Below are 24,408 nucleotides of genomic sequence, written 5' to 3'. Positions count from 1 at the left end.
GTATTACACACCATCACACAGCATGAGCTCCCTAAGCGCCTAGCAGTAGGCCGCCATGCTGGAAAGACCAGGAGGAGTTTAGTATGCCAAGAGTAAAAGGTGGCATTGTTACACGCCGTCGTCATAAGAAAATCCTGAAGCTGGCGAAAGGTTACTTCGGTTCCAAACATCGCCTGTTTAAATCCGCTAATGCTCAGGTAATGAAATCCCTGATGTATGCTTACCGTGACCGTCGTCAAAAGAAACGTGATTTCCGCAAACTGTGGATCACTCGTATCAACGCACAAGCTCGCATGAACGGTCTGTCCTACAGCCGTCTTATGCACGGCCTGAAAGTAGCTGGCATCGAAGTAAACCGCAAAATGCTGGCTGACCTGGCTGTTAACGACAAAACTGCGTTCAACGAATTGGCAACTGTTGCTAAAGGCAAACTGAACGCGTAATTACCGAACATAAAGCCGATCTTCTCCTTGAGAATGGTCGGCTTTTTTTGTTGCCAAAATAAGGCCCCTCGTTGTATGGGCGGATTGGATGTGACAAGGGATTGTAGTGGGATTTCAAACTCCGCCTCAAGTTGGAGAAAAAAACAATCCCCCGTCCGTGTCGATCAGACTGCTTGATGCAATACAATAAAAAGCGTCAAAGGAAAACATTGGATAGGGAGAGATAACAGATATGAAAAAACAAAAGTGGATGATGATGGGTGTTTCGGCAATCGCTTGTGCAGCGTTGCTCGCTCCAGGGGCTTTTGCAAAAGACAAAGAAGAAGCAGGTTCCACACCACCTAAATTCTTTACTCCTGGTCAGGCTCAGACTCAGTTGGTAGGCCAGGCAGCAACGACGGGAGCAGATGTAAAATCTCCTACTGGCGCAGCCTTCTTATTTCCAGCAGAAAGCCCAAATCAAAAAGACAAATAAAAAGGTTACCGTAAAAGCTATCAGGCAATCTGTCTGATGGCTTTTCTTTTGTTTGGCATGCATGGGTGGCAAGTTTTGTGGGCTGGACGAATCGCCACTTCCAGCAAACCCACATATGATGATGGATGAATCCTAGCAAGAAAGGAGTTTCGCTGATGAGTAATCGCCACGTGATGGCGGACGAGGAATTACAGGTATGGGCGTATCGTCTAGAATCCAAATCACCGCAGGAAGTGCTGGTAAAGGCGGTGGAGAACTACGCGGCAGGTCTTGTTCTCGCGTCCAGTTTTGGGGTAGAGGATGTGGTGCTGATCGACATGCTGCATAAGTTAGCACCTACCATTCCTGTTTTTTACCTTGATACCAACAAGCATTTCAGAGAAACATATGCCACGCGCGACAAGCTTCAGGAACGCTACGGAACAAGGTTTATTCAGGTTTTGCCTCAGATGTCTTTGACTGAACAGGCAAAGATGCACGGAGATAAATTGTGGGAAACGCAGCCCAATCTCTGTTGCCATATCCGTAAGGTAGAGCCGCTGCAACGGGTTCTTTCTAACTATCAGGCATGGATTACAGGGATTCGTCGTGAACAGTCTCCTACCCGTGCTGACGCGAAAAAAGTGGAATGGGATGAAAAATTCAATCTGGTCAAGTTTAATCCACTAGCGGATTGGACAGATGGTCAGGTGTGGGAATATATACATGCGCACGATGTCCCCTACAATCCATTGCATGACAACAATTATCCCAGCATTGGCTGCAGTGTATGCACAAGGCCAGTCACACCGGGTCAAGACCCTCGGGCAGGACGTTGGGCGGGCTTTGAAAAGACAGAATGCGGTCTGCACAAATGAGCGGTAGAGGAGGGAACGCGTGATGCAAACGATCCTACCACACGGTGGTTCGCTCATCAATCTGATGACAGACAGGCAAGACAAAAGTCGCCTAAAGGGGCTCAAGAAGGCGATTACCGTTGACAAGTGGACGCTGTCGGATATTGATTGTCTGGCTATGGGCGCTTTTTCTCCGTTGACAGGCTTTTTGTGTGAAGCCGATTATCATTCGGTTGTAGAAACAATGAGACTTGGAGACGGCACGATTTGGCCCCTGCCCGTGACCTTGGCAGTGGATGCGAGGGAGCATGACAACATTCAGATTGGTGACCGGATCCTGCTTCGCGGGGAAAATGGCGAGGATTATGCCATTCTTCAAGTGGAGAGCCGTTTTCGACCGGATAAAGGTCGCGAAGCCATACAAGTGTTCCGCACGGATGATAATGTACATCCAGGTGTGAAGAAGCTTTTTGATAAGCCTGAATTGTATTTGGGCGGTCCTGTTGAGGTACTGCAAAGACCTCGACCAGAAAGGTTCTCCGACTATTATTTGACCCCTCACCAAACGAGAGAAGTATTTCGCAAAAACGGCTGGAAGACGGTCGTTGGCTTTCAAACCCGCAATCCGGTACACCGAGCCCATGAGTATATTCAAAAATCGGCGCTAGAGATCGTAGATGGGCTTTTTCTCAATCCGCTGATGGGTGAAACCAAGGCGGACGATGTACCGGCAGAAGTTCGAATGAAAAGCTATTTGACGCTCCTCGAAAACTACTATCCGATGAAGCGGGTTCTGCTGGCCGCCTTTCCTGCCGCTATGCGGTACGCGGGGCCGAGAGAGGCCGTATTTCATGCCTTGGTACGTAAAAATTACGGCTGCACACATTTTATTGTTGGGCGCGATCATGCGGGTGTCGGAGATTATTACGGTACTTACGACGCCCAGCACATTTTCTTTGAGTTTGCTCCAGATGAATTAGGGATTCAACTGCTCTTTTTTGAACACAGCTTTTATTGCACGGCATGTCAAGGAATGGCTACGACCAAAACATGTCCACATGAAGCTGGTTATCATATGACCCTTTCTGGAACCAAAGTAAGAGAAATGTTACGAAACAAGAAGACGCCACCCCCTGAATTCACCAGACCGGAAGTGGCCAATATTTTGATCGAGGGATTGCAAAACAAGGAGTAGAAAAATGGGAGGAAATCGAAAAAGGAGCGGCATAGCCGTTCCTTTTTGCGTCTAAAATAGAGGACTAGTAAGCGGTATTATGTATCCGCTTTCAACCAAGATCCGCGCTGTAAGGCCGTTTTCAAGTGAGCATTCGTTCGGACGAAAGTCTAGAAAAATCTTTTTGTTTTCGTTGACACCCCCTAGGTGCCTAGCTATAATCAAACGTAACACTTTATTTTCTGACAACAACAATATTGAAAATATTGTTATAATAGTAGGCCATGACGAGGATGGTGCACGTTATCCCTTTTACAGAGAGCCCTGATTGCTGAGAAACGGGTATAGGGTACGATGCATTGCTCACCTCCGAGCCGTTTTGCTGAAATCTACACCGCGTAGGCAGTAGGCCAAACCGATTAACACCCGTTAGCGTGTTACAGTCCACATTTGTTGTGACTGGCTGAGATCGGCTGACCGTGAGGCACCGATAAAGTTGGGTGGTACCGCGAACCCTTTCGCCCCAAAAGACATGGAAAAAGAACCGTGTCGGGGCGAAAGGGTTTTTCTATGTGTCTATAGTTATTTTCAATACCTGCCTAAGAAGTGGGAGGAGGAGAAGAAATGAGTGTTGAAATGGCCGAATTGCAGAAAAAGAACGGCATTCCACCGATTCAGTTCGGTGAAGAAGTGACAGGAGCTGAAACATTGCTCCGCTGTCTAATTCTGGAGCAGGTCGAATACATCTTCGGCTATCCGGGTGGGGCAGTACTCCCCATTTACGACTCGCTGTACGGGAGCTACTTCAAGCACATTTTGACCCGTCACGAGCAGGGGGCGATTCACGCAGCTGACGGTTACGCCCGTGCAACAGGCAAGCCTGGTGTTTGTATCGCCACTTCTGGCCCTGGAGCAACCAACTTGGTAACAGGAATCGCTACGGCCCAGATGGACTCGGTTCCACTGGTATGTATCACCGGTAACGTAGCTCAGTCCCTTATCGGTACAGATGCGTTCCAAGAGGCGAACATCACAGGGATCACCATCCCGATTACCAAGCACAGCTACTTCGTCCGCGATATCCGCGATCTGCCGCGGATCGTAAAAGAAGCGTTCCACATTGCAACAACTGGCCGTCCTGGTCCAGTATTGATCGACATTCCAAAGGATGTCGCCAATGCATCGGCACCGTTTACCTATCCGGACAAAGTCGAGATTCGCGGGTACCGTGACTCGCTTGTTCCAAGTGACGAAGAAGTGCAAACGTTTGTCCAAGCGATTGAGGAAGCAAAACGACCAGTTATCCTGGCTGGAGGCGGAATCATTGCAGCAAGCGCCGACAAGGAATTGCTCGCCTTTGCTGAAAAAGCCCGAATTCCGGTTATCAATACCTTCATGGGATTGGGCGGGTTCCCAGGGACGCACGAGTTGTCGCTGGCAATGCCGGGAATGCACGGCAACTACACGGCCAATCAGGCGTTGCTCAATGCAGACTGCGTAATTGGTCTTGGAGCTCGCTTTGACGACCGAATCACAATGGGGCGCACGAAGGAATTTGCTCCAAAAGCCCGCATCGTTCACGTGGACATCGATCCTGCAGAGCTGGGGAAAAACGTCTCGACGGCAGTAACGGTAGCAGGCGATGTGAAAAGCACACTGGTAAAAGCACTTCCACTGATTGGTAAATGCGATTCAGAAGCATGGATCAACCAGTTGAAGGAATGGCAAGCACAGCATCCGTACAAGTACAACACCGATGGAGATGTATTGAAGCCACAAGCGGTCATCGAGCTCTTGTACCGCTCCACAGATGGGGAAGCGATCGTCACCACAGACGTGGGACAACACCAGATGTGGACAGCTCAATACTACAAGTTCAAGCACTCTCGCTCGTTTATCTCCTCTGGTGGTCTCGGTACAATGGGCTTTGGTTTCCCGGCCGCGATCGGTGCGCAAATCGCTCATCCAGATCGCACAGTCATTGCTGTGGTAGGGGACGGGGGTTTCCAGATGACCAATCAGGAGCTGGCGATTGTCTCCCAGTACAACATTCCGGTCAAAGTAGCGATTGTCAACAATCAGTGCTTGGGTATGGTTCGTCAATGGCAGGAGCTGTTCTACGATAACCGTTACAGCCAGATCGACCTTACCTGCAGCCCGGATTTTGTCAAGCTGGCCGAAGCTTACGGGGTGATGGGCCTGCGTGCAAGCACTCCACAAGAAGCAGAAGCAGTTTGGGCTGAGGCGCTCCAGCATGATGGTCCAGTCGTCGTTGATTTCCGTGTTGCACAGGAAGAAAACGTGTATCCGATGGTGGCCTCAGGCAACACATTAGACCAGATGGAATTGGGGGACGAATAGGATGCAGCAGCATACCATTTCCGTACTCGTCAACGATCAACCCGGTGTTTTGACCAGAGTAGCTACACTGTTTGGTCAACGCGGCTTTAACATCGACAGCATTACAGTAGGTGGCTCGGAAGAAAAAGGGCTTTCCCGGATGATTATTAGCACCGGGGGAGATGACCAGCAAATCCATCAATTAATGAAGCAGCTGTACAAACTAATTGATGTGATCTCGGTCATCAACCTGAGCGAAAATCCTTATGTCTCCAGAGAGCTTGCACTGATCAAGGTCAGTGCATCCCCTAGTCAGCTGGCAGAGTTAAACGGGATTGTTGAGCCGTTCCGCGCCGCGATTGTCGATGTTGGGCCTAGCTCACTGATCGTACAAGTAACGGGAGATACTGAAAAGATTGATGCGCTTCTTGTTCTTTTGCAAAGCTACGGCGTTCTCGAGCTGACGAGAACAGGCTCTGTAGCGATGGCGCGTAGTATTGTTCCAGCAACAGCTGCAGCAACGGTTTAAATTGCAAAATTCAGAATAAAAATTCAAACTAACATTTTTTTAGGGAGGCTATACAAATGGTAAAAATGTACTATGAAGCAGACGTAAAACAAGAGGCACTGCGTGGTAAAACAATCGCAATCATCGGCTACGGTAGCCAAGGTCATGCGCAAGCACAAAACCTGCGCGAGAGCGGTTATAAAGTAGTAGTGGGTCTGCGCCCAGGTAAATCTTGGGATGTAGCAGTAAAAGATGGTTTCGAAGTACTGGCTGTAGCAGAAGCTGCAAAACGTGCAGATCTCATCCAAATCTTGTTGCCAGACGAGCGTCAAGCAGATGTATACCGTGAAGAAATCGCTCCAAACCTGAAATCTGGTTCTACTCTGTGCTTCTCCCATGGTTTCAACGTTCACTTTGCGCAAATCGTACCACCAGCTGACGTAGATGTTATCCTGGCAGCTCCAAAAAGCCCAGGTCACCTGGTTCGCCGTGTATACCAAGAAGGCTTTGGTGTTCCTGGCCTGATTGCAATCCACCAAGACGTGACTGGAAATGCGAAAGACATCGCTCTCGCATACGCAAGCGGTATTGGTTGTACACGTGCTGGTGTAATCGAAACGAGCTTCCGTGAAGAAACGGAAACAGACCTGTTCGGTGAGCAAGCAGTATTGTGTGGTGGCGCAAGTGAGCTGGTGAAAGCTGGTTTCGACACATTGGTAGAAGCAGGATATGCTCCTGAAATGGCGTACTTCGAGTGCTTGCATGAGCTGAAGCTGATCGTTGACCTGATGTATGAGGGTGGACTCGCTCGTATGCGTTATTCCATCTCTGACACAGCTGAATACGGTGACTACAGCATCGGTCGTCGCATCATCACTGACGAAACTCGTAAAGAAATGAAAAAGGTTCTGACTGAAATTCAAGATGGTACGTTCGCTCGCAACTGGATCTTGGAAAACCAAGCTAACCGTCCTGGCTTCACTTCCCGTCGCCGCCTGGAATCCGAGCATGGCATCGAAGTAGTAGGGGAGCAGCTGCGTGGCATGATGTCTTGGTTGAACAAAGAAACGAAAAAAGAAGAAGCGAAAATCGGTCAATAAGTAACGCGACTCTTTTGGCATATATGACATATATAATGTAGGAAAAAATGTGGAGGTGAAAAGTTCATGCGGACCATTGAGATTTTTGATACGACACTACGTGATGGGGAGCAGTCTCCGGGCGTCAACATCAGCACGAACGAAAAGGTGGAGATCGCCCTTCAACTCGAAAAGCTGGGTGTAAACAGAATTGAGGCCGGCTTCGCAGCGGCTTCCCCAGGTGACCAAAAGTCTGTGGCCGAAGTGGCGAAGCGGGTGAAGAATTCCACCATCGTCAGCCTGGCACGTGCCGTCAAAGACGACATGGATAAGGCATACGAAGCGCTACGCAACGCGCAAAACGCATCCCTCCACGTCTTTCTTGCAACCTCACCGATCCACCGCCAGTTCAAGTTGAACATGAGCAAGGAACAAGTCCTTGCTCGTGCAGTGGAAGCAGTCACGTATGCGAAAAAGTACTTTACGGAAGTGCAATTCTCTGCCGAGGACGCAGCACGCACTGAAATCGACTTTTTAGCTGAGGTAGTAGAGGCTGTCATCAAGGCAGGTGCTACAACGGTTAATATTCCAGATACAGTTGGCTACATGACTCCGTATCAGTATGGTAATATTTTCCGAGAACTGAAGCAGCGTGTGCCTGCGACAGAAAATATTCGCCTGAGCTGTCACTGCCATGACGACCTCGGTATGGCTGTAGCAAACAGTCTTGCTGCGGTTGAAGGCGGGGCAACACAGGTAGAGGGCACGATCAACGGGATCGGAGAACGTGCTGGTAATGCTGCCCTGGAAGAAGTGGCGCTGGCACTCGAAACGCGCAAAGACTACTATCAGGCAACTACCAAGCTGAATCTTAAGGAAATCGCTCGTACCAGCCAATTGGTGAGTCGTTTGACAGGTATGATCGTTCCAGGGAATAAAGCAGTCGTCGGGGCCAACGCCTTTGCGCATGAATCCGGTATTCACCAGGATGGCGTGCTGAAGGAAGTAACGACGTATGAGATCATTCGTCCCGAGTCCGTTGGCTTCAAGTCAAACAAACTGGTCCTTGGCAAGCACTCTGGACGTCATGCGTTCAAGGATAAGCTGGTAGACCTGGGCTATCACCTCGAACAAGAAGAGGTGAACGCAGCATTTGCAGCGTTCAAAGTATTGTGCGACAAGAAAAAGGAAATCAGCGACGACGATATTCTTGCATTGGTGGATGCCAAGATGGTACGCGGTCCTGAAGCATTCCAGCTCGAGTCCGTCCAGCTCGCGTACGGCAACATTTCTGTGCCGACAGCTAGCGTTCGGTTGGCTCGCCCAGACGGATCGGTATGCGAAGAGGCAGCATGCGGGAATGGATCGGTAGATTCCATCTACAAGGCGATTGACCGTGCGACAGGTGAAGACGTTACCCTGGTTGATTACAAAATCCTTTCCGTCACGCATGGAAAAGATGCATTGGGTGAAGTATTCGTCCGACTGCAACAAGGCGATTTGACTGTAACAGGACGCGGTGTGAGCACGGATGTACTGGAAGCGAGCGCAATCGCTTATGTTCGGGCGATCAACAAGATCTTGGAGCGCCGTGGAGAAGCAGTACCAGTCGCTGCGAACTAGAAGCATAGTTATCTGCAACTGGATAGGAACCAGAGGAACCAGTAGAGAACGGAAACCATTACAGAAAAGAAAAGCGGGATAAAACGATGAAGAAAAACTATCGCATCGCCGTTCTTCCGGGAGACGGTATTGGGCCGGAAATCATGCAGGAAGCGGTTAAAGTCCTCACCCTCGTAGGGGAGAGGGAAGGTGTCACTTTTACATGTGAAGAAGGCCGTATCGGTGGGATCGCCATCGACACGGATGGAACACCGTTGCCGGAAGAAACCGTAGCTCTGGCTAAACAGGCAGATGCTGTTCTGCTTGGTGCGGTTGGCGGACCGAAGTGGGATCAAAATCCTGGACATTTGCGTCCGGAAACAGGTCTCCTCGGAATTCGCAAGGCGCTCGGTCTATTTGCTAACATTCGTCCAGCAACCATGCACAGCTCTCTGGTCGATGCCTCATCGCTGAAGCCGGAAGTGGTTTCTGGCGTGGATCTGATCGTCGTTCGTGAACTGACCGGAGGAATTTATTTCGGTGAGAAAAAACGTTACGATGGTCCGAATGGAGAAGTAGCCGAAGACCAATGCATTTACAACGAAGCGGAAGTGGAACGGATTATCCGTGTAGGCTTTGACATTGCACGCAAGCGTCAAAAGCGACTGGTATCTGTCGACAAGGCAAACGTACTGGAAAGCTCTCGTCTCTGGCGCAAGGTAGCCGAGCGTGTAGCAAAAGACTATCCGGATGTGGAGCTGTCCCACCAGCTGGTAGACTCTTGCGCGATGCAACTGGTACGCGCTCCCAAGCAGTTTGACGTCATTGTGACGGAAAACATGTTTGGTGATATTTTGAGCGACCAGGCAGCCATGTTGACGGGCTCGATCGGGATGTTGTCCTCTGCGAGTTTGGCTGCCGGCAGCTTCGGGCTGTTCGAACCGGTACACGGCTCTGCACCTGACATTGCCGGTCAAGGCATTGCCAACCCGCTCGCGACTATTCTCTCCGTAGCCATGATGCTTCGTCTCTCCCTGGAGATGGATGAAGCTGCGGCTGCAGTAGAGAATGCGGTATGGTCGGTGTTGGAAGCAGGTCATCGCACAGGCGACATCGCTTCAGATCGCAGCAAGGCCATCGGTACGCTGGAAATGGGGCAGCTGGTTCGCGACGAGCTGTCTAAGCTTCTCCCACAGAAATAACAAAGGAAAACCCTGCCACTCTCCTTCGGGATGGTTGCAGGGTTTTTTTGTACAGATAGGAATTTATGCTGTCGCCTAAAGGCTAGGCATCGCCGAGTTTTCTAATGTTTGACCTTACCCGATCGTAATCTTTCCTTTCGGGTAGCGGTAGTATTCTTTTTGTTTTCGTTGGGCCAGGGCAAATGCGATGGTCAAAGGGCCTACCCGACCAGCAAACATGGTTAGCACGATCAGACATTTTCCAACCGGGGATAGCTCAGGTGTCAAGCCCATCGATAATCCAGTAGTCGCAAAGGCTGATGTCACCTCAAACAGCACCATCTGAAAGGTTGCCTTAGTCTCTGTGATGGACAAGGCCATCGTCATCGCCATCACGATAAAGAGTCCGATCATGGTCACAGTTAAGGACTTGTAGATCATGTGCGGTAAAATACGCTGGCGGAAGAAGATCACATCTTCTTTTCCTTTAACCTGCGCAATGACAGCGCCAATCAAGGTGGCAAACGTAGTTGTTTTAATTCCGCCCCCGGTCGATCCTGGAGAAGCACCAATGAACATCAACAGGATGATGAGGAACAAGGATGATTGGTGCATGTCGCCGATGCTCAGCGTATTGGAGCCTGCCGTACGCGCAGTAACAGACTGGTAGAGTGAGCCGAGTACTTTTCCTAACAGCGACAAAGGCTGCAAGGTCTTAGGATTGGTGTATTCCAAAAGAAAGATAAGAACCGTACCTGCTACCACCAGAATCGCTGTAGTTGCCAATACTACCTTGGTATGTAGAGAGAGACGGTGAGTACGGCGGTAATCGTAGACTTCACTCACGACAATGAAGCCGATCCCGCCGACGATAATCAAGGCGCATACGACGAGTGTGACGAGCGGATCATCCACATAAGCAGTCAGGCTAGAGAAGTCGCCCATCAAATCAAAGCCTGCATTATTGAAATTGGAGATCGCATGAAAAAAGCCGAGGTAAATAGCCGTGCTGAGAGGGAAGTCAAACGCAAAGCGAATGGAGAGCAGAACGCCCCCAATGAACTCGGCTGCCGCGGTAAAAATCAGAATCATTTTGGCTAGACGGACGACACCTTCCATCGCCATATGATTCAACGATTCTTGAAGGATGAGCCGCTCGCGCAAGGAGATTTTTTTGCGCATGATCAAGGCAAAAAAGGTGGCCACTGTCATAAAACCGAGACCGCCGACCTGAATGAGCGACAGGATCACGATCTGCCCAAACACGGTAAAGGTCGTCCCTGTATCGACGACGACTAATCCAGTGACACAGGTGGCTGAGGTGGCTGTGAACAAGGCATCCAGCCAAGGTAGGCCAAGTCCATTTACTGTCGCAGAAGGAAGCGTTAAAAGCGTAGTCCCAAGTAGGATAATAAAAGCAAATCCAATCACCAGCGTTTTGGGGGGATCAAGATGAAGCTTCTCTACGATTCGTTTGATCATATTCGGTTATACCTCGACTTTTTTCGATTCTCTTTTCTCTACATAGAACTTACAGCCCGTACCTTAGTATGACACTATCGGAATAAAATTACCGGATGAGTGCAGCGCCGAGCCGACGAAGCCAATGCTTTAGCTCTCGTTCCTCCATCGGAGCAAGCGGAAAGCGGACAGCTGGACGACGCACAGTATCGGCTGGTTCATCCGCTACACGAAACGCGTGGCCTCCTGTCAGTTCCAAGCCCTCTTCGCGCAGCATCGCTACGACCCGCTCCTCCAGTTCCGCAGCTTTGGCAGTAGGTGTCCCCCATTCAATCCATGTGTTTAATCCGCCAGAGATCGGATACATGTGTGCATCGGCAGGAAGAGCTTGTCGTTTTTCCTGCCATAGACGCAGAAAGCGCGAGTGGAACAAGGTGCGTCTGTCCGCGAGATACACCTCGGAGAACCACGGATCATCGAGCAGGTGGACAGCAGCCTCCACCACGAGCAGTGATGGCTCCGCGCCGGTCATGGAAACGATCTGGCGATAACGCTCCAGTTCATCTTCGTTTAAGTCTGAGGGCAGCATCAAGACACCTAGCTGCAGATCACGTGCCAATGTTTTTGATAAAGAATGCAAATAGTAAACTTCGACAGAGCTTTCCTTTTCTCGTGCCAATTGGTAGATAGGGTGGCTCGGCTGTTCAAACCACAGGTCCCCGTAATGGTCGTTTTCCACGAGTCGGACATTATGCAGCTTTGCCCAAGCAAGTAATTCTTCCTTGCGTTTTTCCGAATAGCTGATGCCTGTTGGGAAGTGATAATGCGGATTGATCAAAAGCCAGTTGGCAGGATAATGCTCCTGCTCACGATCAAGGGCCTGGATCGAAACCCCCTCTTCATCAAGCTTGATCGGACGCACCGTAATCCCGCACTGGCTCAGCAAGCGCAGAAATACAGGGTAGCTGTATTCCTCAACATAGACGACATCGCGGGGATTCATGATGCGTTGGGCGAGAAAGGCAAAGCCGCTGGTGCTTCGGTTAAACAGAAGCAGCCGTTCCGGTGAATGCGGGAGACCACGGCGACTGAGGTGATCAGCGAATACTTTTGCAGCGTTTGCCCGTCTGACTTTCTTTTGCGCGGATGGTTCGTCCAGGACAGTCAGGCTTTCGTAAAAGGCGCCGCGCAAGCGTTTGACGAGTTCTTCGCCAGGGCGTGGAGAAGAGTCGGCGAGCGAGGCAATCGGGATATCCGTGAGGGGCAGACGATTTTCCAGACGCGCTTCCTTTGCTTGCTGTGTCAGGTAGTAGCCCTTGCCATGCACGGCTTCCAGCCAGCCCTCCAAGGCGAGATGATCATAAGCCTTTTTTACCGTTTCCAGTGAGCAGCCACTGACAGTCTTCATGTCACGAAGCGAGATTAACTGTTGTCCATCCACGAGAAAGGCGCCACGCAAGATAGCTGCTTGCAGTTGTTCCGCAAGCTGTACGTAAATGGGCGTGTGGGATTGTTTATGGAAGTGAAAAGAGAAAAAAGGGCGGTTTGACATCCGGCCACGCCTCCTTGTCGATCAAAAATAGCAGTCATCAGCATTATATAGGAAAGAGAAGCAACTAGGGTATAGGGTGAGCATAATTTCTTCTGCGGGACGAACGTAAGGTATCAACGAGTAGAACGTGGTATCATGAAAAGACAAGCCAATGGAGCAGGAGGAAAAAGAGAAGATGAGTACCCAGGAGCATAAGGCACTGTCGCCCAAACAGGTAACCTGCATGGTGATTACAGTTTCGGATACGCGAACAGAAGAGACAGATAAGAGCGGGCAGTTAATGAAGCAGCTACTAATAGAGGCAAAGCATGAGGTTGCGTTGTATCGAATTGTAAAGGACGAGCCTCTAGAGGTGATCGCGGCCATCGAGGCAGGGATTGCCCACAAGGATGTTCAGGTGATTCTCTTAAATGGAGGGACCGGCATATCGCCTAGAGATAACACGTTTGAAGCCGTCTCAGGTCTACTCGATAAAGAGATGCCCGGCTTCGGTGAACTATTCCGAATGCTGAGCTTTACAGAGGATATCGGTTCTGCTGCGATGCTGAGCCGAGCCATTGCGGGTGTGCGCCAGGGGAAAATGATCTTTTCTACACCTGGTTCCACAGGGGCCGTCCGATTGGCAATGAACAGGCTGATTGTCCCAGAGCTAGGACATGTCGTTCGGGAATTAAATCGCTAGGACGGGATTTGCTGTTTTCTTACTACGTATGGTACTGTTACGAAAGGAATCTGTCGGTCATACGAAAAACCATCCTGCGAGAGATGGTTTTTCTTGCCGAAAAGTGCAAGGAGAGTAGAACCAAACATGAAGATCTTACTATCTACGCTAAACGCCAAATTTATTCACTCGTCTCTGGCATTGCGCTATTTGCGCAGCTACACCCAGTCGTCGTTTCCTTCCATTGAATTGGTCGAATATACGATTAACGATGTAACGCTGAACGTTGTTGCCGATATTTACAAAAGACAACCGGATGTCGTAGCTTTTTCCTGTTATATCTGGAACATACGCGAGACGCTGGACGTGATTAAGAGCCTGAAGAAGGTGTGCCCGGACTTGCCGGTTATCCTCGGCGGCCCTGAAGTCACGTACGATGCGGATTATTGGATGAAAAAGCATCCGGAGATTGATGTGATCGCGATCGGAGAAGGGGAGCAGACCTTTTTAGAACTGCTTCAGGTGTATCAGGAAGCTATGGAAACAGGACAGCCTCCGCGTCTGCGTGATGTGGCTGGAATCGCCTATCGCGAAGAAGAATATGTGCGCTTTTCGATGCCCCGTGCCCAAATTGAGGAGATGGACAGTATCCCGTCCCCGTACGTGGATCATCTGGACGAGTTGAACAACCGTGTCGTCTATTTTGAGGCATCGCGCGGCTGCCCGTTTAAATGCCAATACTGCCTGTCCTCCATTGAGGATGGTGTACGCTATTTTAGCCTCGAACGGGTAAAAGAAGAGTTGCTCCGCTTGATTAACCATGGTGTCAAAACGATTAAATTCGTTGACCGTACATTTAATATTAATAAAAAATACGCGCTGGAAATCTTTCAATTCTTGATTGATAACCACAACGGGACGGTTTTTCAGTTTGAAATTACGGCTGACATTTTACGTGCCGACGTCCTGGATTTCCTGACTGAAAATGCACCTGCGGGCGTGTTCCGGTTTGAAATTGGGGTTCAGTCGACCAACGACGAGACGAACCGACTCGTGCAGCGTATCCAGCGCTTTGACCGACTCTCTAGAACGGTTACGCAGATCAAGGAATCCAAGAAAATTGATCAGCATTTGGACTTGATCGCAGGCTTGCCGGAGGAAGATTACCATTCCTTCCGCAAAACCTTTAATGATGTGTTTGCCCTGCGTCCGGAAGAGCTGCAGCTCGGATTTTTGAAAATGCTGCGCGGGACTGGTGTTCGGGCAAGAGCGGCGAACCATGGCTATGTATTTATGGACGAAGCCCCTTATGAAATTTTGGGTAACAACGTCCTGTCGTTTGGGGACATGCAAAAGATTAAAAGAGTTGAGGATGTCCTGGAAAAATACTGGAATGCCCATCGCATGGACCATACACTCGAATGGATTTTGGCCCACCAATTCGAAACGCCATTTGATTTCTTCCAATCGTTCGGAGATTACTGGGAAAAGCAGGATTGGAATCGAATCGGGCATCAGCTTGAAGATTTGTTTATCCGTCTTCAGCGCTTTTTGCAGGCTCAGCAGGTGGAGGGACTTGAGCATGTTGTCAGCCTGATGAAATTTGATTTTCTGCGCAATCAAAAGCATCGCCCGCGTAAGCTGTGGTGGGAGGATGTCATGGAAAAGGAAGAAATGCAGGAGACGTTTTCGACTGTATATGAACAGCGGGATCGTCTGCGTGAGGATTTCGCACAGCATGCCTCTGTGGAAAAGGATTACTTCAAGCATACGCTGGCGGCAAAGGTTACATTCGACATTGAGACCTGGCTGAAAACAGGGGAAGTCATCGAAGGTGATTTTACACTCGTCGTATATTATCCATACAAGGATGAAATGCAAAATGCGTTTACAGTCGTGGATAAAAGTGTAAATGTAGCAGGCTAATAGAGATGGGGGGAACAGGATGTCCAGCACGTTTACAGATGCAGCCGTGCAGTTGTTTTAGACTCATGCCAATGCTGATGTGGCTGGCCCTATGGAGAAGTATATGAAGAATCACTTCCCCTTTTTGGGAATCAAGTCCCCCTTTCGAAAAGAACTGAGCAAGCAGCTGTTTAACGAACAGGGGGTGCCACAGAACTGGGAGCAGGCTGTGCTTCAGTTATGGGAGCTGCCTATAAGGACAGGACGGATCAAGAGCTCCTTTTTTCCTTGATTCGGGCATGTGCACCATCCAAGGAGTTTTTTATCCAGAAGGCGATTGGCTGGTCTTTGCGGGAATATGCCAAGACAAATTCCAAAGCGGTACATGACTTTGTAGAAATGACTCCACTAGCGAATCTTAGCAAGCGAGAAGCACTCAAGTATTTTGCCTGAAGCCAGCTAGGCGATTTCTAGCTTGATAAAAATAGCGCTTCTATTGCAAAATAGACAAGTAGCTTTTTGGAGGGTTCGTACGTATTACTAAGAGTCATATATCGCAAGAAGCCGCTGCCTGTCATCTGAGAAAAGGCTGCAAAGTGGCGAAGATAGGGGATTTTGCCTGATGGAAATCAACCTGCTGATGTCAATCATAGAGCAATACGGTTACTTGGCCATCTTTTTTCTTTTGTGGCTGGGAATCGTGGGGCTACCGATCCCTGACGAGCTGGTCGTCGCTACCGGGGGATTTTTGGTATCTATTGGACTGTTAGATCCATTCTACTCCTTTTTGGCGGGGTATCTGGGTGTTGCTTCTGGACTTACGATCGGATTTTTGCTTGGAAAATATTTCGGAAGGCCCATTTTACAATGGCTTTCCAAAAGTGAGAAGATGAGGCATGCCGTAGAGCGCTCTACGGTTTTGCTGGAAAAATACGGAACCACTGCCCTGTGCATCAGCTATCTGTTTCCCGTAGTCCGTCACGTGGTGCCCTATCTGGTTGCATTAGGTGGAATGACCTATCGCCGGTACGCCTTGCTGTCTTATCCAATCGGCTTAGTATGGACGATTGCTTTTTACTTTCTCGGATACGTCTTTGGGAACAACGTAGAAACGATTATCGGGATGATTCGAAAGTACGGCTTTTACGCCTTGCTCGTCCTTGTCGTTGTGGTCGCAGTAGGTTTAATCGTACGTAAAGTCGTTCTGGGGAATCGGACTTTCCGGGCAAAAGGAGAATAAGTGATGTTCCATCGACAATTGGCGCTCCATAGACGTAATCGAAATCTGCTTCTCGCCATTGGGTGGGTGCTTCTCTTGGGAGGTTATGCCCAATCCGCACTTTGGCTACTAGCTGCTGGAGGATTGCTGCTGAATGGATATGCGTGGTATTTGATGAAAGCAGACAAGCGCCTCGCACCTAGAAGAAGCTTCCGCATTCCAGAAGCCAGCCTCTTTATTGTTGCTTTTCTGGGAGGGGGGATCGGTGCACTTGCTGGCATGCTCGTCTATCGCCACAAGACAAAGCACACTTCCTTTCTCCTTTTGATTCCCGTATTCTGTATCTTGCAAGTATTACTACTCATCTGGATGAATAGCAGGTAAGTACATAGAAGAATCTCGTGTCGAGCAAGGATTGACGCGAGATTTTTTTTGTTGTGAAAGAACGATAAATGACAGAAAACTCTAAATTGTATGTTGCGCTGTCGGAATAGTACACCTATAATAAGAAATGTAATCAATATTATCGAACGCCGTTCGTCAATGTCGAACGGAAAGGAGGGATCATGAGCGAGCGATTTATTCAATCGGTGGACCGAGCTGTTGATATTTTGGAGTTATTTTCACTCACCGAGAATGAACTAAGTGTCAAAGAAATCAGTGACCGACTCCAACTATCCAAAAGCACAGTTCATGGATTGATCAAAACATTGGAGAACAGAGGATACCTCGAACAAAAACCAACCGATCAAAAATACAAATTGGGCCTTCGCCTGTTCGAGTTGGGAAATCTGGTGGGCAGCGGAATGGAAATGCGGAATCTCGCGTATCCGATCATTCAAGATCTGGTCGCAACCTTGCAAGAGACTGTCCATTTGGTTGTCCAGGACAAAGACGAGGTTGTATACGTGGAAAAAGTAGAAGGACCCGGATCGCTTCGCATGTACTCGATGCTGGGAAAACGTGCACCGCTGTACTGCACCGGAGTTGGGAAGGCGATATTTGCCTTTTTGGACGAGGAAACGGTGGAGCGTGTATTGAACGAAGTCGAATTGAAAGCGTTTACTCCCTTAACTTTGATTGACCCGGAAGCCATCAAAGAGGAGCTTAAAAAAATTCGGGAGCAAGGGTACGCGATCGACGATGAAGAGATCGAAATCGGATTGAAATGTGTGGCAGCACCTATTTTTAACCATGAGGGCAAAGTAATCGCTTCTATTAGTTGCGCTGGTCCCAAGCATCGATTCTCCGATGAAAAAATGACAACGTTCATCAGCGAAGTGAAACTTGCGGCACAAGCGGTTTCCAAACGGTTTGGTTATCGAGGCTGATGGACGCAAAAAAAAGACTTCACCCCCTGTAGGGAACGGTTTTCAAGCGGCCAACCCGAAAACACCACGGAGGGAAGTCAGGATACTACCATTCGCCGACCATGCCCAAACTACCTGCAACAGATTAAAAAGAAATTTTATATTTCGCTGACCTGAACCTCGCCAATCCTTACATCACCGAATTTTACCCGGAGGAAATGCGTTCTACCGGCATCGGCTGGTCACTTTAGAATCGGTCGGATCGGTGTGATTCTCGGTACCACTTTGGGCGGATTTTTGTTATCGCTAAGTCTGCCCCTGCAAAGTAACTTCCTCGTTTTCGCCGTTCCGTGCTTGCTGGGAGCAGTAGCGCTCACCTTCATTCAAGAGAAATACGGAAGCTTTGATTCGAAAAAAATGGAAACCGACGAACGGTTAAAGGAGAGTGTCGTCTAATGAGCACCATCGTGAGCCCAATTAATATCTGGAAATTTATTGATGAGAACAAGGACAGTCTGAAACCGCCTGTCAACAATAAAGTCGTATGGAAAGATGCAGAGCTGATGATGATGGTACTGGGCGGTCCGAACAAGCGTCGGGATTTCCACGTAGACCCTTCGGAAGAGATTTTTTATCAGCTAAAAGGCGATTGCTATGTGGAAATCATTAATGCAGAAGGCAAGCGGGAAGTCATCACGGTTCGCGAAGGCGAGATGTTCCTTTTACCTGCAAACGTACCACACTCCCCTCACCGTGTAGCAGATACGATTGGACTTGTCATTGAGCGCAATCGGGATCACGGCGAGCTGGAGGATTTCGTCTGGTTCTGCGATCAATGCGATCACGAAATGCACCGCACACGAGTTCAATTGACAGACATCGAATTACAAGTGAAAGAAGCGATCCACACGTTTAACAGCAGTAGCGATTTGCGCACCTGCAAAAATTGCGGACATGTAATGGCAGAGGAAGTGAAAGAATGGCAACCAGAGTAGATTTTCATACACACATCATTCCGGCTGATTTGCCTGATTTTTCTAAAAAGTATGGAGGCGATCGTTGGCCTGTTCTTCAACCAACCTGCTCCTGCGGTGCCAATATCATGGTAGGCGGAAAGCTGTTCCGTGAAATTACGGATCAGTGCTGGGACCCGAAAAAGCGGATCGAGGACATGATAGCGGAAGGTGTAGATATCCAGGTCCTCTCACCGATTCCTGTGACTTTTTCGTACTGGGCGCCTGCTGCAGCGGCTGAAGCGATGGCTCGTCTGCAAAATGACTTTATCGCAGATACTGTGCGCATGTATCCTGATCGCTTTATTGGACTTGGAACCGTTCCGCTCCAGGACGTGGAGAGCTCTATTCGGGAAATGGATCGCTGCATGCACGGGCTTGGGTTGAAAGGAATCGAGATCGGTTCGAACATCAATGGTTTAAATTTGGACGATCCAGCTTTCCTTCCGTTTTTCGAAATGTGCGAGAAGTGGGACGTGCCATTGTTCGTCCATCCGTGGGAGACGCTTGGCCGGGAGCGAATGCCCCGTCACAACTTCATGTATACCGTCGGGATGCCGAGCGAAACAGCACTTGCGGCAGCGAGTCTGGTCGGCGGTGGCGTGATGGAGAAGTTTCCGGGGTTGAAAGTGTGCTTTGCACATGGCGGAGGTTCATTCCCTTACATTTTGCCTCGTCTCGATCAAGGCTGGAAAGTTTGGCCCCACCTGCGTGTGACGGAACATCCGCCTAGCCACTATGCGAAAAACTTTTACTTCGATTCGCTGAATTACGAGCCGCATAACATCAAGCTTTTGATTGAGCGATTCGGTCATGAAAAGATCGTGATGGGTACGGATTACCCGTTTTTGCTCCGCGAGCTTCCACCAGGAAAAGTCATCTATGATACTCCTGGACTAACAGAAGAGCAGAAGAGCGCGATGCTTGGAGGCAATGCCCTGGAATTCCTGAAAGTTCCGCGATGAAAGGAGACTTTGGTGTGGCAGAACAATTACAAACACCTGAACAAAATTTGGAAGCACTTGGGCTAGCGCTCCCAGAGCTTCGCACCCCTGTTGGCAACTATGTAGCCAGTGTACGTACTGGCAATCTCCTGTTTACAGCAGGACAGGGTGTCGATCAGTACAAAGGGAAGCTGGGGCGTGATCTCACGCTTGAGGAGGGGTATTTGGCTTCCCGTCAATCGATGCTCAATCTGCTTGCAGCAGTAAAAGCAGAAATTGGTGATCTCGGCAAAGTGAAGAAAATTGTCAAAATTTTGGGATTTGTCAATTCGACAGAAGATTTTACGGATCAACCAAAAGTCATGAACGGAGCTTCCGATTTATTGGTTGCTGTTTTCAAAGAGAAGGGTAAGCATGGTCGTTCTGCGGTTGGGATGGCACAGCTCCCGAATAATACAGCAGTAGAAATAGAGATGGTTCTGGAGATCGAGGAGTAGGCAGGAGGGGAAACATGAACAGCATTCAACTAAAAGATGCCAAACTGTTTATCAATGGAGAATATGTAGACGCGATGTCTGGCGATACGTTTGACACGATCAATCCGGCTACGAACGAAAAGCTCGCATCGGTAGCCTGCGCTGATGAGCGTGATACCAACAAAACGATTGAGATCGCGCAGGCCACTTTTGAAAGCGGAGTTTGGAGTAAGAAGTCAGTGGAAGAGCGCTCTGAAATCTTGTGCCGCATGTCTGATCTGGTTCTTGCGCGTGTAGACGAGCTGGCGACTCTGGAGACGATGGATGTGGGCAAGCCGATCAAGGAAAGCCTCGGCTTTGACATTCCGCGTGCGGCCCAAAACCTGCGCTTCTTTGCCGAGATGGCCAAATATGTGAATCATGAAAACTACGACAAAGGAAACTACATGTCGTACGCCAAATACGCACCAGCAGGCGTTACCAGCCTGATCATTCCGTGGAACCTGCCATTTATGCAGATGACCTGGAAAGCATCAGCTGCATTGGCTGCAGGGAATACGGTCGTCGTGAAGCCGGCTTCCTACACACCGCTTTCTGCTCTCATGCTGGGGGAAATCGCCAATGAAGCCGGTATGCCTCCAGGTGTTCTGAATATTTTGACTGGTCCTGGAGGGACTGTTGGGACCGCGATGACCACCCATCCGCACGTACGACGCATTTCGTTTGTAGGAGAGACGACCACAGGCAAAACGATTATGCGGAATGCGGCTTCGGAATTAATACCAGTATCGCTTGAGCTGGGCGGAAAGTCCGCGAATATCGTCTTTGAGGATGCCGATCTGGATGAAGCAGTAAAAGGCTCGGTGGAAGCCATTTTCCGCAATCAGGGAGAAATTTGCCTGGCGGGTTCGCGGCTGTTGGTGCAGGAGTCGGTGTATGAGAAATTCCTCGAAAAGTTTGTGGCCGCTGTACAAAAGATCAAGGTTGGAGATCCGCTGGATGAGGCGACAGACATGGGCGCACTCGTGTCAAAAAGCCATCTGGAGACGGTCGAGCAGTATGTGGAAATCGGGTTGTCCGAGGGAGCGAAGCTGGCGTATGGCGGATCGCGTGTAGCAGGGCTGGATAGGGGCAATTACTACGAGCCGACCGTTCTGTATGACGTCGATAACAAAATGAGGGTGGCCCAGGAGGAGATTTTTGGTCCGGTGCTGGTGGTCATCCCGTTCAAAACAGAAGAGGATGCCATCCGAATCGCCAATGACTCTATTTACGGTCTTGCTGGCGTGGTATGGACAAACGATTTGCGACGTGCCCATCGCGTAGCGGCAGGCATCCATTCCGGCTTGCTCTGGGTTAACTGCTGGTATGTGCGTGATCTGCGTACCCCATTTGGCGGCTCAAAAGCAAGCGGAATTGGTCGCGAAGGCGGTCGTCACAGCTTTGAGTTTTATACAGAAGCCAAAACAGTGACGATGAAGCTGTAATTGCAGCACGGAAGCGAAAGGTGGACATGACATGGAACACATAATCGAAACCATTGCACAAGAGCTGTTGGCGGCAGAAATGAGCCGCCAGCCAGTGGCGCCTATTACGGAGCGCTACGAAGGATTGGAAGCGGCGGATGCTTATCGCATTCAGCTCAAAGTTTTAGAGAAAAAGCTGGACAGCGGCAGAGCGATCATCGGTAAAAAAGTAGGCTTGACCAGTTTGGCCATGCAGCGGATGCTGGGTGTCGACGAGCCTGACTACGGGCATTTGCTGGATGACATGGTAGTGAAAAACAACGGCATTGTACATGTCGACAGACTATTGCTGCCCAAGGTGGAAGCGGAGATCGGTTTCGTACTCGGGGCCGATCTGGTTGGCCCAAATATCAACTACCTGGATGTGTTGATGGCAACCGAATACGTGGTGCCGACGCTCGAGATCATTGACAGTCGCATCGCTGACTGGAAAATAAAGCTGGTCGATACAGTAGCAGACAACGGTTCTTCAGCACTTGTTGTCGTTGGCGATCAGCGGACCCGCTTGGAGGGTCTCGATCTGAGAAGCGTAGGGATGGCATTGTACAAAAATGAAGAAGAAGTTGGTACAGGGGCCGGAGCAGCGGCATTGGGTCATCCAGCGCATGCGGTAGCCTGGCTGGCGAACAAGCTGCATGAATTTGGGATCGGTCTGAAAGCAGGCGAATTGATTTTGCCAGGTGCTCTAAGCGCTGCCGTAGCAGTCGGAGAGGGAGATTCTGTCACAGCCAGTTTCGGGTCATTGGGGTCCGTTTCCGTGACGTTTCGGTAGAGAGGAGACTTACTGTGAAGAAAATCAAGGCTGCCATCTTAGGATCAGGGAACATCGGAACCGATCTGATGTACAAGTTAGAGAGAAGCAGCGTAATCGAGATCGCAGCCGTTATCGGGATTGATCCGGATTCTGATGGCTTGCAGCGGGCAAAAGACAAGGGATATCCTGTGTTTGCAAACGGGATCGATGCGATTGTCAACCAGCCGGATCTGGCAGAAATCGTATTTGATGCTACCTCTGCGAAAGCCCACGTTCGCCATGCAAAAGTGTTAAAAGAACTGGGCATAAGAGCCATCGATCTGACCCTGGCGGCACGTGGTCCATTTGTCTGTCCGGTCGTTAACCTCAAGGAGCAGTTGGAGAAGGAAACGACCAATGTGAACATGATTACATGCGGTGGGCAGGCTACCATCCCAATTGTGTATGCGATTAATCGAGTAGCGAATGTCAGCTACGCAGAAATTGTTGCAACGATTGCAAGTAAAAGTGCTGGACCTGGCACGCGTGCGAACATTGATGAGTTTACGATGACGACTCGCCAGGCGCTGGAACAGGTGGGTGGAGCAGATCAAGGCAAAGCAATCATCATCCTGAACCCTGCCGAGCCGCCAATCCTGATGCGGGACACCATTTATTGTGAAGTGACACAGATGGATGAAGCCGCTATCCGCAGGTCCATTTTGGACATCGCCCAGCAGGTTCGCGAGTATGTACCCGGCTATCACCTCAAGCAGGAGCCGCTGTTCGAAGAGAACCGGGTGACAGTGTTCCTCGAAATAGAGGGAGCGGGAGATTACTTCCCTCCATATGCAGGCAATTTAGACATCATGACGGCTGCGGCTATGCGAGTGGGAGAAGAAGTCGCTCGTCATCTATTGGATGGGAGAGGAGTAAGCCTTGGAACGGAAAAGTGATCAACCAATCAAAATTACAGAGGTTTGCTTACGCGACGGCAGTCACGTCGTAGCTCACCAATTCACTACGCAGCAAGTGCAGTCTATTGCAAAAGGCCTCGATGATGCAGGTGTGCACTACATTGAAGTCAGTCACGGAGACGGATTAGGCGGCTCGACCATTCAATATGGACGCTCCCGTGTTAATGAAATGGAATTGATTGAAGCGGCAGTCGCAGCTTGCACGCAGGCAAAGGTAGCTGTGCTCCTGATTCCGGGAGTCGGAACCGTTCACGAATTGAAACAAGCGAGGAGGCTGGGAGCAGGACTCGTCAGGGTAGCGACGCACGTGACAGAGGCTGATGTTTCAGCCCAGCACATCCATATGGCGCGCGAGCTCGGTATGGAAGTCTGTGGCTTCCTGATGATGGCACACTCAGCGCCAGTCGAAAAGCTGGTGGAGCAGGCCAAACTGATGCAAAGCTATGGAGCAGAAGCTGTTTACGTAACGGATTCGGCTGGAGCCTTGCTGCCGGATCAAGTGCGCGAGCGTATCCGTGCGCTGCGTCAGGGTCTCGATATCGAAATCGGGTTTCATGCCCATAACAATTTATCCGTAGCCGTTGCCAATACGCTCGTAGCGATTGATGAGGGTGCAACCCGAATTGATGGCAGCATGCGTTGTCTGGGGGCGGGAGCCGGCAATGCGCAGACAGAGGTATTGATTGCTGTCCTGGATCGAATGGACATACAGCTCGGTATCGACCTCTACAAAATGATGGATGTCGCTGAAGACATCGTAGGTCCGATCCTGCCACAGGCGCAGGAAATCAACAAAGGCAGTCTTGTCATGGGCTATGCCGGAGTATATTCCAGCTTCCTTCTCCATGCAGAGCGTGCAGGCAAACGTTTCGGGATTGATTCCAGAGACATTTTGCTAGAAGTAGGCAGACGGAAAGCGGTCGGTGGACAAGAAGACATGATTATCGACGTGGCAGCCGAGCTGGCCCAGGTCCAAAGAGCGGGGGTATGACA

The 24,408-nt window shown here is 49.8% G+C and carries 26 protein-coding genes; 24 read left to right on the top strand and 2 right to left on the bottom strand.

Annotated elements, in window-relative coordinates:
• The first annotated feature begins 83 nt into the window (after positions 1-83).
• The 9 genes from rplT (at position 84) to leuB (ending at position 9,659) form a co-directional block, all read left to right on the top strand.
• A complete protein-coding gene (gene rplT / locus ACIFQN_RS21365) occupies positions 84-443 on the top strand; it encodes a 50S ribosomal protein L20 (protein ID WP_429835056.1) in 360 nt (119 codons plus the stop codon).
• 232 nt (positions 444-675) lie between these two features.
• A complete protein-coding gene (locus ACIFQN_RS21360; protein WP_429835055.1) occupies positions 676-918 on the top strand; it encodes a hypothetical protein in 243 nt (80 codons plus the stop codon).
• Positions 919-1,073: 155 nt separating this feature from the next.
• Entirely contained in the window at positions 1,074-1,775 is a 702-nt protein-coding gene (locus ACIFQN_RS21355) for a phosphoadenylyl-sulfate reductase (protein ID WP_429835054.1), read from the top strand.
• 22 nt (positions 1,776-1,797) lie between these two features.
• Positions 1,798-2,949 carry a sulfate adenylyltransferase gene (gene sat, locus ACIFQN_RS21350; RefSeq protein WP_429835053.1) on the top strand — a complete coding sequence of 384 codons (1,152 nt, stop codon included), beginning with the start codon at positions 1,798-1,800 and terminating at the stop codon, positions 2,947-2,949.
• Positions 2,950-3,552: 603 nt separating this feature from the next.
• The gene (gene ilvB / locus ACIFQN_RS21345) at positions 3,553-5,289 is read left to right on the top strand and encodes a biosynthetic-type acetolactate synthase large subunit (RefSeq protein ID WP_429835052.1); all 1,737 of its coding nucleotides are present in this window, start codon (positions 3,553-3,555) and stop codon (positions 5,287-5,289) included.
• A 1-nt stretch (position 5,290) separates the two neighbouring features.
• On the top strand, positions 5,291-5,797 hold the full coding sequence (gene ilvN / locus ACIFQN_RS21340) for an acetolactate synthase small subunit (RefSeq protein ID WP_429835051.1): 507 nt from the start codon (positions 5,291-5,293) through the stop codon (positions 5,795-5,797).
• A gap of 56 nt (positions 5,798-5,853) precedes the next feature.
• The gene (ilvC, locus tag ACIFQN_RS21335) at positions 5,854-6,876 is read left to right on the top strand and encodes a ketol-acid reductoisomerase (RefSeq protein ID WP_429835050.1); all 1,023 of its coding nucleotides are present in this window, start codon (positions 5,854-5,856) and stop codon (positions 6,874-6,876) included.
• A gap of 66 nt (positions 6,877-6,942) precedes the next feature.
• The gene (locus tag ACIFQN_RS21330; protein ID WP_429835049.1) at positions 6,943-8,478 is read left to right on the top strand and encodes a 2-isopropylmalate synthase; all 1,536 of its coding nucleotides are present in this window, start codon (positions 6,943-6,945) and stop codon (positions 8,476-8,478) included.
• Positions 8,479-8,564: 86 nt separating this feature from the next.
• Positions 8,565-9,659, top strand: a complete 1,095-nt coding sequence (gene leuB, locus ACIFQN_RS21325; protein WP_429835048.1) for a 3-isopropylmalate dehydrogenase — start codon at positions 8,565-8,567, stop codon at positions 9,657-9,659.
• A 114-nt stretch (positions 9,660-9,773) separates the two neighbouring features.
• Here the strand turns inward: leuB and ACIFQN_RS21320 are convergent, their stop codons facing one another.
• Together ACIFQN_RS21320 and ACIFQN_RS21315 are read right to left on the bottom strand one after the other, a co-directional pair.
• Positions 9,774-11,120 (bottom strand): TrkH family potassium uptake protein, encoded by a 1,347-nt coding sequence (locus tag ACIFQN_RS21320; protein ID WP_429835047.1) that lies wholly within the window; start codon positions 11,118-11,120, stop codon positions 9,774-9,776.
• An 88-nt stretch (positions 11,121-11,208) separates the two neighbouring features.
• Positions 11,209-12,651: a PLP-dependent aminotransferase family protein gene (locus ACIFQN_RS21315; protein ID WP_429835046.1), complete on the bottom strand. Its 1,443-nt coding sequence runs from the start codon at positions 12,649-12,651 to the stop codon at positions 11,209-11,211.
• 175 nt (positions 12,652-12,826) lie between these two features.
• On the opposite strand from ACIFQN_RS21315, the gene ACIFQN_RS21310 reads away from it, so the two are divergent.
• The 15 genes from ACIFQN_RS21310 (at position 12,827) to dmpG (ending at position 24,406) form a co-directional block, all read left to right on the top strand.
• The gene (locus tag ACIFQN_RS21310) at positions 12,827-13,333 is read left to right on the top strand and encodes a MogA/MoaB family molybdenum cofactor biosynthesis protein (RefSeq protein WP_429835045.1); all 507 of its coding nucleotides are present in this window, start codon (positions 12,827-12,829) and stop codon (positions 13,331-13,333) included.
• Positions 13,334-13,459: 126 nt separating this feature from the next.
• Complete coding sequence (locus ACIFQN_RS21305) at positions 13,460-15,238, top strand: B12-binding domain-containing radical SAM protein (RefSeq protein WP_429835044.1); 1,779 nt, start codon at positions 13,460-13,462, stop codon at positions 15,236-15,238.
• A 91-nt stretch (positions 15,239-15,329) separates the two neighbouring features.
• On the top strand, positions 15,330-15,509 hold the full coding sequence (locus ACIFQN_RS21300; protein WP_429835043.1) for a DNA alkylation repair protein: 180 nt from the start codon (positions 15,330-15,332) through the stop codon (positions 15,507-15,509).
• Positions 15,458-15,670, top strand: coding sequence for a DNA alkylation repair protein (locus ACIFQN_RS21295; RefSeq protein WP_429835042.1), 213 nt, complete (start codon positions 15,458-15,460; stop codon positions 15,668-15,670). The genes ACIFQN_RS21300 and ACIFQN_RS21295 overlap by 52 nt, the downstream gene beginning before the upstream one ends.
• A gap of 169 nt (positions 15,671-15,839) precedes the next feature.
• Positions 15,840-16,457, top strand: a complete 618-nt coding sequence (locus ACIFQN_RS21290; RefSeq protein ID WP_429835041.1) for a DedA family protein — start codon at positions 15,840-15,842, stop codon at positions 16,455-16,457.
• Positions 16,458-16,460: 3 nt separating this feature from the next.
• Positions 16,461-16,820, top strand: coding sequence for a DUF1294 domain-containing protein (locus ACIFQN_RS21285; RefSeq protein WP_429835040.1), 360 nt, complete (start codon positions 16,461-16,463; stop codon positions 16,818-16,820).
• Between the two features lie 182 nt (positions 16,821-17,002).
• Positions 17,003-17,767, top strand: a complete 765-nt coding sequence (locus ACIFQN_RS21280) for an IclR family transcriptional regulator (protein ID WP_429835039.1) — start codon at positions 17,003-17,005, stop codon at positions 17,765-17,767.
• A gap of 246 nt (positions 17,768-18,013) precedes the next feature.
• The gene (locus tag ACIFQN_RS21275; RefSeq protein WP_429835038.1) at positions 18,014-18,202 is read left to right on the top strand and encodes a hypothetical protein; all 189 of its coding nucleotides are present in this window, start codon (positions 18,014-18,016) and stop codon (positions 18,200-18,202) included.
• The gene (locus ACIFQN_RS21270; protein ID WP_429835037.1) at positions 18,202-18,741 is read left to right on the top strand and encodes a 3-hydroxyanthranilate 3,4-dioxygenase; all 540 of its coding nucleotides are present in this window, start codon (positions 18,202-18,204) and stop codon (positions 18,739-18,741) included. Before ACIFQN_RS21275 ends, ACIFQN_RS21270 begins: the two co-directional genes overlap by 1 nt.
• A complete protein-coding gene (locus ACIFQN_RS21265; RefSeq protein WP_429835036.1) occupies positions 18,726-19,724 on the top strand; it encodes an amidohydrolase family protein in 999 nt (332 codons plus the stop codon). The genes ACIFQN_RS21270 and ACIFQN_RS21265 overlap by 16 nt, the downstream gene beginning before the upstream one ends.
• The gene (locus ACIFQN_RS21260; RefSeq protein WP_429835035.1) at positions 19,721-20,200 is read left to right on the top strand and encodes a RidA family protein; all 480 of its coding nucleotides are present in this window, start codon (positions 19,721-19,723) and stop codon (positions 20,198-20,200) included. Before ACIFQN_RS21265 ends, ACIFQN_RS21260 begins: the two co-directional genes overlap by 4 nt.
• Before the next feature lie 14 nt (positions 20,201-20,214).
• The gene (locus ACIFQN_RS21255) at positions 20,215-21,666 is read left to right on the top strand and encodes an aldehyde dehydrogenase (protein ID WP_429835034.1); all 1,452 of its coding nucleotides are present in this window, start codon (positions 20,215-20,217) and stop codon (positions 21,664-21,666) included.
• Between the two features lie 31 nt (positions 21,667-21,697).
• Positions 21,698-22,477 carry a 2-keto-4-pentenoate hydratase gene (locus ACIFQN_RS21250; protein WP_429835033.1) on the top strand — a complete coding sequence of 260 codons (780 nt, stop codon included), beginning with the start codon at positions 21,698-21,700 and terminating at the stop codon, positions 22,475-22,477.
• A 14-nt stretch (positions 22,478-22,491) separates the two neighbouring features.
• Positions 22,492-23,394: an acetaldehyde dehydrogenase (acetylating) gene (locus tag ACIFQN_RS21245; protein WP_429835032.1), complete on the top strand. Its 903-nt coding sequence runs from the start codon at positions 22,492-22,494 to the stop codon at positions 23,392-23,394.
• Positions 23,378-24,406, top strand: a complete 1,029-nt coding sequence (dmpG, locus tag ACIFQN_RS21240; protein WP_429835031.1) for a 4-hydroxy-2-oxovalerate aldolase — start codon at positions 23,378-23,380, stop codon at positions 24,404-24,406. Before ACIFQN_RS21245 ends, dmpG begins: the two co-directional genes overlap by 17 nt.
• Positions 24,407-24,408 lie beyond the last annotated feature (2 nt).

It is taken from the genome of Brevibacillus sp. NRS-1366, assembly GCF_050467985.1.
This window is presented reverse-complemented; position numbering and strand designations above follow the sequence as displayed.

Excerpts from the sequence above, each read along its gene's own strand:
- rplT (WP_429835056.1), top strand. The coding sequence starts at position 84 with ATGCCAAGAGTAAAAGGTGGCATTGTTACACGCCGTCGTCATAAGAAA.
- ACIFQN_RS21360 (WP_429835055.1), top strand. The coding sequence starts at position 676 with ATGAAAAAACAAAAGTGGATGATGATGGGTGTTTCGGCAATCGCTTGT.
- ACIFQN_RS21355 (WP_429835054.1), top strand. The coding sequence starts at position 1,074 with ATGAGTAATCGCCACGTGATGGCGGACGAGGAATTACAGGTATGGGCG.
- sat (WP_429835053.1), top strand. The coding sequence starts at position 1,798 with ATGCAAACGATCCTACCACACGGTGGTTCGCTCATCAATCTGATGACA.
- ilvB (WP_429835052.1), top strand. The coding sequence starts at position 3,553 with ATGAGTGTTGAAATGGCCGAATTGCAGAAAAAGAACGGCATTCCACCG.
- ilvN (WP_429835051.1), top strand. The coding sequence starts at position 5,291 with ATGCAGCAGCATACCATTTCCGTACTCGTCAACGATCAACCCGGTGTT.
- ilvC (WP_429835050.1), top strand. The coding sequence starts at position 5,854 with ATGGTAAAAATGTACTATGAAGCAGACGTAAAACAAGAGGCACTGCGT.
- ACIFQN_RS21330 (WP_429835049.1), top strand. The coding sequence starts at position 6,943 with ATGCGGACCATTGAGATTTTTGATACGACACTACGTGATGGGGAGCAG.
- leuB (WP_429835048.1), top strand. The coding sequence starts at position 8,565 with ATGAAGAAAAACTATCGCATCGCCGTTCTTCCGGGAGACGGTATTGGG.
- ACIFQN_RS21320 (WP_429835047.1), bottom strand. The coding sequence starts at position 11,120 with ATGATCAAACGAATCGTAGAGAAGCTTCATCTTGATCCCCCCAAAACG.
- ACIFQN_RS21315 (WP_429835046.1), bottom strand. The coding sequence starts at position 12,651 with ATGTCAAACCGCCCTTTTTTCTCTTTTCACTTCCATAAACAATCCCAC.
- ACIFQN_RS21310 (WP_429835045.1), top strand. The coding sequence starts at position 12,827 with ATGAGTACCCAGGAGCATAAGGCACTGTCGCCCAAACAGGTAACCTGC.
- ACIFQN_RS21305 (WP_429835044.1), top strand. The coding sequence starts at position 13,460 with ATGAAGATCTTACTATCTACGCTAAACGCCAAATTTATTCACTCGTCT.
- ACIFQN_RS21300 (WP_429835043.1), top strand. The coding sequence starts at position 15,330 with ATGGAGAAGTATATGAAGAATCACTTCCCCTTTTTGGGAATCAAGTCC.
- ACIFQN_RS21295 (WP_429835042.1), top strand. The coding sequence starts at position 15,458 with ATGGGAGCTGCCTATAAGGACAGGACGGATCAAGAGCTCCTTTTTTCC.
- ACIFQN_RS21290 (WP_429835041.1), top strand. The coding sequence starts at position 15,840 with ATGGAAATCAACCTGCTGATGTCAATCATAGAGCAATACGGTTACTTG.
- ACIFQN_RS21285 (WP_429835040.1), top strand. The coding sequence starts at position 16,461 with ATGTTCCATCGACAATTGGCGCTCCATAGACGTAATCGAAATCTGCTT.
- ACIFQN_RS21280 (WP_429835039.1), top strand. The coding sequence starts at position 17,003 with ATGAGCGAGCGATTTATTCAATCGGTGGACCGAGCTGTTGATATTTTG.
- ACIFQN_RS21270 (WP_429835037.1), top strand. The coding sequence starts at position 18,202 with ATGAGCACCATCGTGAGCCCAATTAATATCTGGAAATTTATTGATGAG.
- ACIFQN_RS21265 (WP_429835036.1), top strand. The coding sequence starts at position 18,726 with ATGGCAACCAGAGTAGATTTTCATACACACATCATTCCGGCTGATTTG.
- ACIFQN_RS21260 (WP_429835035.1), top strand. The coding sequence starts at position 19,721 with ATGAAAGGAGACTTTGGTGTGGCAGAACAATTACAAACACCTGAACAA.
- ACIFQN_RS21255 (WP_429835034.1), top strand. The coding sequence starts at position 20,215 with ATGAACAGCATTCAACTAAAAGATGCCAAACTGTTTATCAATGGAGAA.
- ACIFQN_RS21250 (WP_429835033.1), top strand. The coding sequence starts at position 21,698 with ATGGAACACATAATCGAAACCATTGCACAAGAGCTGTTGGCGGCAGAA.